General features: G+C 32.4%; 14 protein-coding genes and 1 pseudogene. 4 read left to right on the top strand and 11 right to left on the bottom strand.

Annotated features, from left to right (window positions below; all coding sequences use genetic code 11):
• Positions 1–39 precede the first annotated feature (39 nt).
• Entirely contained in the window at positions 40–321 is a 282-nt protein-coding gene (locus tag BAQ48_RS00550; RefSeq protein ID WP_071709556.1) for a hypothetical protein, read from the top strand.
• Positions 322–403: 82 nt separating this feature from the next.
• Here BAQ48_RS00550 and BAQ48_RS00545 read toward each other — a convergent pair whose 3' ends face one another.
• On the bottom strand, positions 404–2,896 hold the full coding sequence (locus BAQ48_RS00545) for a transglycosylase domain-containing protein (RefSeq protein WP_071709555.1): 2,493 nt from the start codon (positions 2,894–2,896) through the stop codon (positions 404–406).
• A 464-nt stretch (positions 2,897–3,360) separates the two neighbouring features.
• Between BAQ48_RS00545 and BAQ48_RS00540 the strand changes: the two genes are divergently transcribed.
• Complete coding sequence (locus tag BAQ48_RS00540) at positions 3,361–3,570, top strand: KTSC domain-containing protein (protein WP_000977078.1); 210 nt, start codon at positions 3,361–3,363, stop codon at positions 3,568–3,570.
• 71 nt (positions 3,571–3,641) lie between these two features.
• On the opposite strand, the gene BAQ48_RS00535 is transcribed toward BAQ48_RS00540, so the two are convergent.
• From BAQ48_RS00535 to BAQ48_RS00520, 4 genes are all read right to left on the bottom strand, one after another.
• Positions 3,642–3,854: a YqaE/Pmp3 family membrane protein gene (locus BAQ48_RS00535; RefSeq protein WP_071709553.1), complete on the bottom strand. Its 213-nt coding sequence runs from the start codon at positions 3,852–3,854 to the stop codon at positions 3,642–3,644.
• Between the two features lie 195 nt (positions 3,855–4,049).
• Complete coding sequence (locus BAQ48_RS00530) at positions 4,050–4,724, bottom strand: DUF6944 family repetitive protein (RefSeq protein ID WP_071709552.1); 675 nt, start codon at positions 4,722–4,724, stop codon at positions 4,050–4,052.
• 218 nt (positions 4,725–4,942) lie between these two features.
• Positions 4,943–5,665, bottom strand: a complete 723-nt coding sequence (locus tag BAQ48_RS00525) for an SDR family oxidoreductase (RefSeq protein WP_116758436.1) — start codon at positions 5,663–5,665, stop codon at positions 4,943–4,945.
• Between the two features lie 316 nt (positions 5,666–5,981).
• A complete protein-coding gene (locus BAQ48_RS00520; RefSeq protein ID WP_071709551.1) occupies positions 5,982–6,317 on the bottom strand; it encodes a hypothetical protein in 336 nt (111 codons plus the stop codon).
• A 211-nt stretch (positions 6,318–6,528) separates the two neighbouring features.
• Between BAQ48_RS00520 and gerPF the strand changes: the two genes are divergently transcribed.
• Entirely contained in the window at positions 6,529–6,744 is a 216-nt protein-coding gene (gerPF, locus tag BAQ48_RS00515; protein WP_001141569.1) for a spore germination protein GerPF, read from the top strand.
• Positions 6,745–6,941: 197 nt separating this feature from the next.
• Here gerPF and BAQ48_RS00510 read toward each other — a convergent pair whose 3' ends face one another.
• The 5 genes and pseudogenes from BAQ48_RS00510 to BAQ48_RS00490 all read right to left on the bottom strand — a co-directional run.
• Positions 6,942–7,289: a YolD-like family protein gene (locus BAQ48_RS00510; protein WP_071709549.1), complete on the bottom strand. Its 348-nt coding sequence runs from the start codon at positions 7,287–7,289 to the stop codon at positions 6,942–6,944.
• Between the two features lie 343 nt (positions 7,290–7,632).
• Positions 7,633–8,040 (bottom strand): hypothetical protein, encoded by a 408-nt coding sequence (locus BAQ48_RS00505; RefSeq protein ID WP_071709547.1) that lies wholly within the window; start codon positions 8,038–8,040, stop codon positions 7,633–7,635.
• Positions 8,041–8,279: 239 nt separating this feature from the next.
• Positions 8,280–8,498: a hypothetical protein gene (locus BAQ48_RS00500; protein WP_071709546.1), complete on the bottom strand. Its 219-nt coding sequence runs from the start codon at positions 8,496–8,498 to the stop codon at positions 8,280–8,282.
• Between the two features lie 343 nt (positions 8,499–8,841).
• A complete protein-coding gene (locus BAQ48_RS00495) occupies positions 8,842–9,693 on the bottom strand; it encodes a peptidylprolyl isomerase PrsA (RefSeq protein WP_071709545.1) in 852 nt (283 codons plus the stop codon).
• A 390-nt stretch (positions 9,694–10,083) separates the two neighbouring features.
• Positions 10,084–10,650 (bottom strand): annotated as a pseudogene (locus BAQ48_RS00490) (glycoside hydrolase family 25 protein); the annotation flags it as partial.
• Positions 10,651–10,934: 284 nt separating this feature from the next.
• Here BAQ48_RS00490 and BAQ48_RS00485 point away from each other — a divergent pair.
• Positions 10,935–11,129 carry a hypothetical protein gene (locus tag BAQ48_RS00485; RefSeq protein WP_000412565.1) on the top strand — a complete coding sequence of 65 codons (195 nt, stop codon included), beginning with the start codon at positions 10,935–10,937 and terminating at the stop codon, positions 11,127–11,129.
• A gap of 543 nt (positions 11,130–11,672) precedes the next feature.
• Here the strand turns inward: BAQ48_RS00485 and BAQ48_RS00480 are convergent.
• Entirely contained in the window at positions 11,673–12,284 is a 612-nt protein-coding gene (locus tag BAQ48_RS00480) for a complement C1q domain-containing protein (RefSeq protein WP_071709544.1), read from the bottom strand.
• Positions 12,285–12,307 lie beyond the last annotated feature (23 nt).

The raw sequence follows: 12,307 nt of genomic DNA, 5'->3' as shown, positions 1-12,307 counted from the left end.
ATATACTATTTTATTATTGAAATTAGGAGTGATCGTTTCATGAAACTACCATTAAGAATAACTACTGCGGTCCCGTCTGTTCCTTCCATACACGTTCCCGCCATCCATACAGCAAGTTCCGATGTTGGCATTGAACTTCCAGCAACTTGGCAACAATACCAATTACCGGGTCAAGTCACCCCCTCATTTTGGCATCATGGTATGCATCCAAGTAGTACTACCTTTTATCACCCCAGTTATGCTCCACTCCCCCCGGCTCAAGTCTTTTATCATTTTCCATCCATTTATTTTCAAAATTTCTACGGTACGTTTAACATTTAAAAAATAATGTTACTCGTTATAATACAAAAAGCACCAAAGAAACCGTTTTTCCCGGTATCTTTGGTGCTTTTAAATGCATTATTTATTGTCCATTATTGACAGGAACCTCTCCTGCATTCCCACTATTACTCGGTGGGGTTGTCGCTGGTGGAGTTGGGGTTGTATTCCCTTGACCTCCACCATCATTTGGCGGCGTTGTATTTCCTTGGCCTCCTCCGCTATTCGGCGGCGTTGTATTTCCTTGATTTCCTCCGCTATTCGGCGGCGTTGTATTTCCTTGATTTCCTCCGTTATTCGGCGGCGTTGTATTTCCTTGATTTCCTCCGTTATTCGGCGGCGTTGTATTTCCTTGATTTTGTTCATTTTGTTTCTTTTGTTCTTCTTGTTTCTTTAATTCTTCCTGTTTCTTTTGTTCTTCTTGCTTACTTTGCTCTTCTTGTTTCTTTTGTTCTTCTTGTTTCTTAAGTTCTTCCTGTTTCTTTAATTCTTCTTGCTTTTTCTCTTCTTCAGTTTTTTGCTGTTGATCTTGCTTTGGTTGTTCCGTTGTATCCGGTACACTCGTATTTGGAGAGGAATCGCGTTTCTCACCTTTTATACGCAATTCACTACCTTCTTGAACAACACTACTTGGCATTTTAAAGCGTGATTTATCTGTAGCCATCTCGCTCATCATTTCTTTAAAGATTAACTGTGCAATTTTCGTATTTTTACTACTAATATACTCTTCTTTACCATCTTTCATATATCCAGTCCATACTGCCATCGTATATTGAGGTGTATAACCTGCAAACCAACTATCACGAGTTGCACTTTCTGGAATGTTATATTTCGCTAATTGTCTTGGATCATAGTTCGTTGTACCTGTTTTACCAGCTACATCTAAAGAACTTATATTTGCTGCTGTACCAGTACCAGATGTAACTACAGAACGAAGCATATCGGTAATCATATACGCTGTATAATCTGACATAACTTGTTTTGGTTTTTGTCCAAAGCTTTGTGACTTACCATCTGGATAAACAACTTTCTTAACGAAATGTGGCTTCGTATACTTACCATCATTACCAAACGCCGCATAAGCACCTGCCATTTCAGTTGGCGATACTTCATTCGTACCAATCGCTGTCGATTCATCCGGTGTTTTCTTTAATGGAATACCTAATTTCTCGGAGAAGTCTTTTGATTTACTGCTTCCGACTTCTTTTGCAGTTTTAATTGCCGGAACATTTCGCGACATTTTTAATGCTTCACGCATTGTAATTGGACCTAAATGACTTCTGTCTGCATTTCGAACTTCTTGTCCAGTTGAGTATTTAAATGGAGAATCATCAATTTGATGATACGTAGCCCATTTTAAATATTCAATAGCAGGACCATAATCATAGATTGGCTTCATTGTCGAACCAGCTGCACGATCTAATTCAATTGCCATATTGTGCCCTTTAAATACTGCTTTATTTTCACCGCGTCCACTACCTATAGCACGAACTTCTCCTGTTTTCGTATCCATAAATGTGAAAGCACCTTGGAATTTATCATTTGGATAATTAATAATATTTGTATTCAAAATATTATCAGCCAATTGCTGTGCTTTCGGGTCTAATGTTGTATAAATTTCTAAACCATCAGATCCAATATTTACATCTGGTATTTCCTTTTCTACTTCTTTTACTACTGCGTCCATAAATGCAGTATGTGGCATTGCTTGTAATTCAGTCGCTGGCTTAAGCCCATCTGTTACTGGAACTTTTGATGCTTTTTCCATTTCTTCTTTTGTAATAAAACCGTGTCGATTCATTAAACCTAGAACAACATTTCTTCTTTCTGTTGCCCTTTGAACATTTTCTGGTTTCGTTGGATCATAATTATTTGGTGCTTTCGGTAAACCTGCAAGCATCGCAACCTCTGGTAATGTTAACTCTTTTAATTCTTTATCATAGTAGTTTTGTGCTGCTGTTGCGATTCCATATGAACGATTTCCCAGGTTGATTTTATTTAAGTACATCTCTAATATTTCATGTTTTGAATACTGCTGTTCTAGCTTATACGCTAAGTATACTTCTTGCGCCTTACGCTTTGGTGTTTTATCCATAGATAAGAAGTAGTTCTTAATAACCTGCTGCGTTATCGTACTTCCACCTTGAGAACCATAATCTCCTTTAAGACTAACTAACACCGCACGTGCAGTACCTTTATAGTCCACGCCACTATGCTCATAAAAACGCGCATCTTCTGTCGCTAAAAAGGCATTTTCTACTAATTTAGGAATTTGATCATACGTAACATTCGTCCTTTTTTCTTTCCCATATTCATATACCAAATCGCCATTTTTATCATAAATTTTTGAGGATAACGGATTAACAAGTTTTGCTTTCTCAAGTTTTGGTGCATCCTTAATCATTACAAAGAAGGTAGCAACCCCCGCCACTAAACCAATTATACCAAGCAATAAACAACTAATTAAAAACTTACGAAAAAATGATGTTTTACCTTTTGGTTTTTGATTTTTAGAAGCTGGCTGTTTTTTCTTTTTAACTTGTCGTCGCTCCTCACGAGAACGATAATTTTCTGACATGTTACTTTCTCCTGCCTTTCAATTCTCCCGTTGATTTACTTAAAAATATTGAGGTCACTTTCTAAAAAATTTTATTAAGAAAGTATATTGACCTGGAGCATTCAATATTTTCCCAATTCACAGATTATAAATTTTAGAATACTTCTTATACAAGCTATTTTCACTTCTATTTTTCCTAATAATGCTGCCCCTTAAAGCATAGAATGTAAAAAGTGAATTTTTAGTACCTCGTATAAATAATAAACCTTTTTTTCAAATGGTCAATATTTTCTTATTTATAAATCAAAGGTGAAATAAAAATAGCACAACGATATGTACTTCGTGTGAACTTCCTTATAATTACGTATAACGAACATTTAATATATTGCATATAAGTATAATACCTCTTTAATTATTAGAATTTCAACAACATAATCCCAATATTTACAAGAAATCAACAAAAATGAACAGTAAGGAGTTGTGTAATGATGAAGTTATCTCCCATTATCTCAAAAAATATAGTTGCTGTTGGCTATAATCCTTTGTCTATGATTTTAAGAATTCAACTTAAGAATGGTATGTATGATTTCTTTAACGTACCAGAAAATATTTACACTGGTTTATTAAACGCACACTCTAAAAGTTATTATCATAATACTTATATTAAAAATTCTTACCGCTACACGAAAATTTAAACTTAAACACCATATAAAAAAGAAAGGGGGGACAATTCCTCCTTTCTTTTTTAAAAATTTTCACGATCTAGTTACCTTCTATTTCTCCTATTAATTTCATCATATGCTTGAATTTGTTTCTTCAAACGTCGATCAGCTTTTTTTTCATGTACAACAAAAATTGCATGTATAACTCCTGGTACCCAAAATATTAATGTTAATATAAAATTTATTACTGCTTGAAATGGCTTTCCGCAAAATAATACCGCTACAGGTGGAAGAAAAATTGCTAATAAATACATCATCGCTTGAAAACTCCTTGTTTTATTTTTTTATTTCTCCTCTTTTCATGCGCTAATCTACCCGTTTATTTGGGTGTCTCATACATTTCAAGTGAACAATAAAAACTCCTTTACTGTTATATATTCTATTCATATGAAAGAAAAACCTACTATATCAATTTTATCCCGTACGTAAAACTGAAATTTTACATACTTTCTTTAAATGGATATTTTAACACCTTGATTGTTTTCTACTCTCTCTTCTCCCTCTATTATAGTTAATCCAATTGCAGAAATAACAGTTCCTATTGCTTGTATCCAAATACCAATGAGTGCTATTATCCTCTCATTCTCCTTATCCATAATACTGTCTTCATTTTCAACTTCATCCTTTGATACATTAATAATGCCTTGATATGCTTGAAGCCCAGCCCCTAAACTTTGCATAGAATTTCCTAGAATAATGATTCTTTGTATAGCTTTTCTCTCCATCAATGCTGCTTCTACTCCTAAAAAAGCACCAATTGACTGTAAACTGTTCCCGACAATTATAAGATAATCATTCTCTTTCAGTTGTTCGTTTATATTAAAATACGTTCCTATTACATTCGATATATTTCCTAATGCTAATAACTCAATCCCCATTTTATCAAGTATTTTACTTCTATTCTCCAAATATATATTTTGATTTTCTTTTTCCCCATCATCTTTACTACAATTACTTTCCATAATTTGCAATATATACCCAAGGGCTTGTAATGAGCTTCCTACAATAACAAGATCCGATTCAACCTTTTCTTCTCCATGAAATCCTCTTGTTGTTCCGATAGCCGCTGTAAGATTTCCACCTACTTGAAACCATGCCCCTGTCACTTTTAAACTGCGCAGATTCATTTTTATCACCCGTACAAAAATTTTCTACTGCTTTCGAAATAAACAAACGTCGCCCTTAATCTCTTATTTTATTTTGCACATGTAATTTTGTGCATTCTATAGTGTGTTAATCATACAAAAAAAGCACCTTTACGGTACTTTTTTATCAACACATTTCTCAATGAAGATATATGCAGTTAAAAACATTTATATCAGTCAATATACACTTACTTTTGATGCTATTCTGGGCACGTCAACGAATCCCCATTATTCTCTACTGTTATATTTAATATATATTGAATTGCTTTATGTGACCACATTTCAGGTGTAGGTGATTCCTTTACATATTGTGGTGCACATGAATACAGCATCGGGGTCTTAATGCTTCCTCCTGGATCTAAAGCGACAACAGCCATTCCACGAGGCAATTCCAGTGCCATAGATTTCGTAATACCTTCAATTGCAAACTTTGAGGCACAGTACGGTGCAAGCTCAGCCTCACCTTCTCTCCCCCAACTAGAACTCATATTAATAATAATTCCTTCTTTCCTAGCTACCATCGCTGGGACAAATGCTCTTATTACATTTACTACACCATTAACGTTTATATTCATTACATTATCAAATTCACTAGCTGTAACTTTCCAAATTGGTGCATTTTGATTAACAATTGATGCATTATTTATTAACAAATCGGGAGTTCTATATTTATGAAGTACATAGCTTGCCCAACTACTAACTTGCTGAGAATCTGAAACATCAATGATTTGAAAATCCTGTGTATTACCGTAATGTTTTTTTAGTTCTTCAATTTTATCTTTTGAACGTCCACATCCACATATATTCCATCCCAATTCATGAAATCTTTCAACCATTACGCGTCCTAACCCTTGCGTCACTCCTGTAATTATTACAAGTTTCCTAATTTCGTTTTGCTTCAATTCCCTCGCCTCCCTTTCCATATTTTACTCTCTTCACTTTTATTCAGCCATTTACTAAAGTATCAACTCACTTCATACTTTAGTAGCATTTTTGATATTGAAAAAAAAGAATAACCATAGCGGTTACTCCTGTTTATTTATCCATAAATTTAATATTACTTTTAATTCCTCAACATTTCTCACACTGAAAAATGTGAGCTAAACCTAATATATCAGTTTAAAAACCTCACTATCTTGCATCTAAATAAAAATATATTTATGTTTACAGTGCGATTCATCCAAAAAATTTTCACCACAAAACAGTCCACTTTCATGCAAGAATCTTCATCTAACCTATTTACATACTTTTATGTAAATACTCAATTTCATTTTGCAACTTTTTGAATTGCTCAAAATGCATAGTAATAGATTGATTACTACTATAATCAACATTTTGCTTCACTAATAAAACACCAGTATCATGAAAAATCACTTCGAGGTCTTTCCTAATAGATACTTTCGTAATATGTGCTGTTTTAATTGCCGATAAAATTGCTATTTCATTAAACTTTAATTTTATTTCATTTGGACAAAATGCTTCTTCAACCAATACAACTTCATTGCTATAAATAAGTGCAACAAGAGGACTTGATTTTGCATCTGTTAAATCCACTTTTTTTATAACATTATTCATAACATTTTGCCTCCTTTTATTTTCGTATATATTAATTATACAAATTTAATCTTTGAATTACTTAAACTTACATTAATTTTAACACACTTTTATAAAAGGATTAAACGATAATTCAAATGTTTTACTATTCCACAATTTTTGTTAAATGAACCATTTGGACTATAGCTCCATATATTAGTGTTAACAATTAAATGTAAAGCAGGTGAAAATTATGCCATCAGTTGTAGGGAATTTAGTTGTACAAAATAGTAACGGTTCATTTAACTTAGGTGATTTCTACAACGTTTCTCCGAAAGAAAATACGAAAGCTTATAATGGATCTGGCGCATCGAATGTTGGTTTTGTCGTTAATACTTTTAGCGGTGTTAGTGCGACTAATACGTTTGATTCTGACCTTGCAGATCAAAACCAAGTAGGTACCGCCTAACGCTATATTTTCATCATTCTGTTTAGGATTTTTAAATTTGTCTATACTATAATCAGGCTGTTATACAGCTATTATTGATTTTTGGAGTACCCTATCTTTTCTCCCTTTCCCTGGGGCTCAGCAGCTAGTATGAAGCTAGCTGCTTCTTCGTATGATTTTTCCCTTTTTCCTTATTCATCAACCAAAAAACCTACATGTTACATTTCAACTTCTTGTACGTTAATAATATCCGTACCATTAAATACATACGTTTTGTAAAAAGCATCTGTACACATTACAATTTGCTTTACCGGATTTATATGTACGACTGTCATATAGCTTGTTAGTATGTAACCATCTTCAAAATATGTAACCAACATCTCTTTCTCAGACAATAATGAAGTTAACAATTCATCAGAAATTTTTTCTTTTGCTTCGTTTGTTAAAATCGGCTTTTGTACTTTTAATTTCTCGCCAACAATCTTTCGCACACTTAACAATTGTTCCGACATGACTGTAAATGGAACCCATTCTTTTTTTTCTTTCTGCACCTTTACTTCATTCATTTCTTTATCTCCTTGATCATTTATCTATTCTATTTCAAACATTCTGTTCCTCAATCATTTTTTCGTAATTACTAAGATTGTATGTATTTCTAAATAATAAAACGTCTCACACAAGGAACGTTTGTTCTAATTATACACGAACATATATTCCTTTGAGAAGAGGCATGCTTATATTTTTTAATTAAACGTAATTTTTATTATGGAATCATACTTATAACCTTTGTTTCCTTTTCCTTTTTCAAACAAAATTTTTTCACTCCCAAAATTAAGTACATGTAATAACGACAAAAGCGACTTCACTCAGTGTGAAATCGCTTTTTCTAATACTTGATGTTATCAACATTTATTTTTCTATCCTAACTAGTGTTCTTTCTGGAATACAAATTCCATCTATATTAAAATGATTTATTTTCAATTTCAAATCTCCTACTCGTTCCTGATCTTCATCACCAACCCAACAACTAAATAATTCAAAATAGTCCCCCTCATTCAAATATCCTTCCATAATCGAACATAAAGTTAAAAGCTTTTCTTTAGCTTCTTTCTTCTCCTTTAAAGTTTGCCACTCAACTAGTTCAATTCCCCAACCAGATGAAACTTCATACGTATAATTTGTTTGGAACTGAAATTCTTGCACAACTTCAAGTGCACTATCATCTGAAAAACATGGTCCAAAAATAATTAGAGTATTAGAATCTGGATCTGTTAGCGGGATTTTAACGTTACAGCCTACATAACTTGCTAAACTCATTTTTTGCCCTCCAATATTCCATTAAAAACTATTTTCTTATATATTTATTTACCTAAATATAAAATCCCTGCCTATACTACAAAGTTTTGATCTTTTGTATTAACCATCCTTACAAAAACACATATATAATAATGAACGAACTCACAAAACTTAAGAAACTTATAATGAAAAAAATCCATTCCTTATAAGTTTCTATGAAAAGAGAGCAATAGCAACACTCTCTTTTCATACATACTCGATTAAATATGTTTAGGTTGTATTATTATATGTAACTCTCTCTCTGTTTCTGCTTTTTTCGGATGACGAAAATACTCCAGTTTATATTTTATCACTCCATACTCAACCATCCCGATTTTAATCCCTTTCGTTTCTTTTAATATCGCCATTAAATCACTTATATTTTCATCATACGATTCAAAAACTTTCCCTCCGCCTTCTCTTTGAAAAATGACTTTCATAATATCTCTCCTAGCTTAATTTATTTAATAACTAATTCAATTACAAATAAGCATTCTTTTTCACAGAATGCTCAGCTTGTCATTTCTTATAACGACAATATTTTTTCAATACAATTATATGTATTATTCTTCAAATAATGTTATCCACTTTAATAAAATTAATTAACTAAAACATTATAATACCAACAATCTATAAAACAATTATTTTCTCCCTTTTAATTATATCCATAATTTTACATTGTAATTCTTAATATTAAAATGTAATATTGTATTGTCTTACTATCTATTTATAACTCACACACTAATTAGAAAAGGGAACTCTATATGAGTTCCCTTTTCTAATTTATTTCTTTTCTAGAAATTCAAATGTATCTTTAAATTCTTTATCATTTACCTTAATATCAGCAGCTTTCAATAAATCAGTGACTACTTGTTGTTTCCATTTACCTGTCGTATCTTGTAGTCTTTGTTCTTCTAAATCTTTACGAATCTTATCCTTTACTTCATCAAACGGCTTCAACTCTTTTTTATCAGTCGCTTTAATAATATGGTAACCGTAAGTAGTTTTAATTGGCTCACTTACTTGTCCTGCATCTAATTTATACGCAGCTTCTTCAAATTCTTTCACTGTTTGTCCAGGAGCGAACCCAGGTATTTCCCCGCCCTGTTCTTTTGAACCAGTATCTTCTGAATATTGCTTCGCTAAAGCAGCAAAATCTTCACCATTATTTACTTTCTCTTTTACTTCTTTAGCAGTCTTTTCATCTTTTACTAGTATGTGACTTACCTTCATTTCTGGTTTATAGTTCTCTTTTACATCTTTTTCTGTAACAGTCTCTTTAATCGCTTTCTCAAATGCAATTTCTGGCTTCATTTTCTCTTTTAATTCATCCTCATTTTTCAATCCTAATTGCTCTAAAGTCGATTTAAAGTTGTCGCCCATTTTATCTTTCGCTTCTTCTACTTTCTTTTGTGCTTCTTCATCTGAAACTTTATATTTATCTAGCAATGCTTTACTTAACATCATTTGATATAAAGTACTTTCACCATATTTTTCATGCAGTTCTTTACTTAACTCTTTCTCTGAAATGTTTCCTACTTTTGATGTTACTACGTTGTCAGAGGAACCACATGCAGATAATGCCAGCACTACGCATGAAATAATCGTTCCCAAAAATAGCTGTTTCTTTTTCAATTCAAATACCTCACTTTTATCAATATGTAAAAGTAACTATACACTGCTATTGTGAAAACAGTGTGTTTTCTACATGTAATTCATTTCATTTGAATCGACTATGCTCTTTTACCTTCTAATGTTAATAGTCTTCCTATTTTAATAGTAAGAAGACTATTTACGTATTCATTAAAATACATTTCATTACTGACTAATACAATGTGTTTCCAGTATCCAATGATTTTGCCCGATATCCACCACATTTTTTACTCTTTCCCATACGGAAAGATTTTGATCCAGCTATATTCCCCTTAACATTCATACATTCAAGCTCGTCCTAGTAATTTTCTCCGTACCTAACAGAATATTACTTGACTACTGCGTGTCCACTATGCTTGTTTGATTTACTTAATTCGAACCTATAAACCAAGAAAGTGACTTATTTCCTATTAATTGATTCACATCACATTTTCCAATGCCAGAAACAGTTCCAGAATCCGTATATTGCCAAATATCACATGGGTATGCTGGCTTATTTCCTCCATAACGAGGAATCCAAACGAAATCAGCCTCAATATTTCGTGCTCCAAATGATACATACGTATGATGCCCTACATATAACCCTACTTTTTCCGCACCTAAACGACGTAATTCATCTATAAATGCTTGAGTTCCCCCTTGCATATCTACCATCGTTTGAACTTCTACATCCGCCACCCAAAACTTAGCAGATTTATCACCACGATTCCAAAAATCTTGTGCTTCTTTCTTTGCGTCAGCAATAGATATAAAACGGCAAAATGCATAATTCCCAAATGGAATACTGCGCTTTTTCATTTCATTCACATAGCTTGGATACATAAAATCCACCGTGTTTGAGCCATCTTGAACTCTAGCAATAACTAAATCTAATTGAGGTGTTGCAATATCCCAATTAATAGTTCCGTTCCATTTTGAAATATCTACAATAATACCCATACAATTCAACTCCTTTTTATTATCATATTCACTACTTTCTTTTATTGTAAGTCTCATATGCCTAATGCTAGCAATCTATTATATAAATAAGGAGAATCATTATTATTTTTTTCAAAAATATATCCTTTTCAAAAAAAACCATTAATTTTATTGATTCCATAATAAAAATGTCTTTTCACATTATTACAATCAACTTCACTAAAATTACATATTATATTAATACACCTATTCACATGAATCAAAAAGTGAATCGTAAGTCACACTCAATATTAGGAGCTGATTTCATGGAAAAAAAACCTATCGTATTCAAAGTTCCACCAAATTCAAAACTAAAAGTTACATTTTTCGGTCCTTGTAATGAAGTAATTACTAATGTTTCTATAATTAATCAACTTCGCATCCCTAAATGCCAAACTATCACTCAATACCCAGACTATAAGAAATATGAAACCGAAGTACAATCCCTATCCCGTTGTTAATCCACATAATTCACAGTTTTACAGCTTAGATACTTCGATAATTTTGAAAAACTACTTCATTAATTGGCTTAAATTACTCATTTCATGATATTTCATTGATAATTTATTGATTCCTTACACGTTTTCATTAAATGCACATATATTATCGTATGGAGATTATCCACTCATAAAACCTATCTTTCCTTAGAGCGTACTTTTTATGTATGCTCTTTTTTGTTTAACCATCTTCCATATCCTTCTGTATATATAAACTTGTTAACCGTTTATTTTTTCATGAGTGTTACAATTAACTATTGCTTATGCGCAACCTAAACGGTATGAACACGAATACAATCCTTTATTCGTGTTCATACCGTTTTATTAATTAGAAGTGCATTTCGCTTTTGTTCAACTTTGTATTTTCATAATCCTAAAGGCACGGAATTACGCTCGAATAACAATATATTCCATTAATTCACTTATATATATTAGAAAAGCAATAAAAATCCCTCACCATTTGATGAGGGTCTTAAAACATTCTTACAAAACATCTAATCTTCTGCTTCATTTAGTTGGAGAAGGAAATCTCGCAGCCTCAAAATGAACTGTATTGAAACCATTAACATTTTGTACGATTACACCAGCAATGCTACTCTCTGCAAAAACTTCAACGAAATCCCCTGCTTCTAATTGAAGAATAGAAGTTACTGAGACATCATTATTAAAAAATACCCCTGTCCCAAAAAAGTCATTGTCTATCGCTATTGCTGGATTTCCATTCACACGAATTTCAACTCTAGCTCTGTAATTCACAGTAATATCATTTGGAGAAAATGTTATATTCCCCAATACACTATAGACCCCTCTAGTTTTCGGAATAAAAGTAGACGCTGCTGGATTATATTCATTTGCTAAATCAAATTGCTCATTTTGAAATAATACTTTAACAGAAGTATTAGCAGGAACAGGCTGATTCATTGTATTAACAGCTCTAAATGCAGACGCCCTTACAAGCTCGTCCTTCTTATCATCGCAACAATTTACTTTTACATACTTCCTATCACATTGACTACTTTTCCTAAAACAGTCATGACTTTGCTTTTTGTATTCTTCACAATACTTACAGTAATAATAAGACGTAGTAACTCCCCCTTTAAACTTATTATCATATAATATGTAAAATAGATTAGAATTGTTTG

The sequence above is a fragment of the Bacillus luti genome (assembly GCF_001884105.1).
Taxonomy (GTDB): Bacteria; Bacillota; Bacilli; order Bacillales; family Bacillaceae_G; genus Bacillus_A; species Bacillus_A luti.
Note: the sequence above shows the minus strand (reverse complement) of the source record. Positions and strands in the feature narration are given on the sequence as shown.

Bases quoted from the DNA above. Each gene is read 5' to 3' on its own strand.
- BAQ48_RS00545 (WP_071709555.1), bottom strand. From the start codon at position 2,896: ATGTCAGAAAATTATCGTTCTCGTGAGGAGCGACGACAAGTTAAAAAG.
- BAQ48_RS00525 (WP_116758436.1), bottom strand. From the start codon at position 5,665: ATGGAAAGGGAGGCGAGGGAATTGAAGCAAAACGAAATTAGGAAACTT.
- BAQ48_RS00550 (WP_071709556.1), top strand. From the start codon at position 40: ATGAAACTACCATTAAGAATAACTACTGCGGTCCCGTCTGTTCCTTCC.
- BAQ48_RS00500 (WP_071709546.1), bottom strand. From the start codon at position 8,498: ATGAAAGTCATTTTTCAAAGAGAAGGCGGAGGGAAAGTTTTTGAATCG.
- BAQ48_RS00520 (WP_071709551.1), bottom strand. From the start codon at position 6,317: ATGAATAATGTTATAAAAAAAGTGGATTTAACAGATGCAAAATCAAGT.
- BAQ48_RS00510 (WP_071709549.1), bottom strand. From the start codon at position 7,289: ATGAATGAAGTAAAGGTGCAGAAAGAAAAAAAAGAATGGGTTCCATTT.
- BAQ48_RS00535 (WP_071709553.1), bottom strand. From the start codon at position 3,854: ATGATGTATTTATTAGCAATTTTTCTTCCACCTGTAGCGGTATTATTT.
- BAQ48_RS00505 (WP_071709547.1), bottom strand. From the start codon at position 8,040: ATGAGTTTAGCAAGTTATGTAGGCTGTAACGTTAAAATCCCGCTAACA.
- BAQ48_RS00530 (WP_071709552.1), bottom strand. From the start codon at position 4,724: ATGAATCTGCGCAGTTTAAAAGTGACAGGGGCATGGTTTCAAGTAGGT.
- gerPF (WP_001141569.1), top strand. From the start codon at position 6,529: ATGCCATCAGTTGTAGGGAATTTAGTTGTACAAAATAGTAACGGTTCA.
- BAQ48_RS00540 (WP_000977078.1), top strand. From the start codon at position 3,361: ATGATGAAGTTATCTCCCATTATCTCAAAAAATATAGTTGCTGTTGGC.
- BAQ48_RS00485 (WP_000412565.1), top strand. From the start codon at position 10,935: ATGGAAAAAAAACCTATCGTATTCAAAGTTCCACCAAATTCAAAACTA.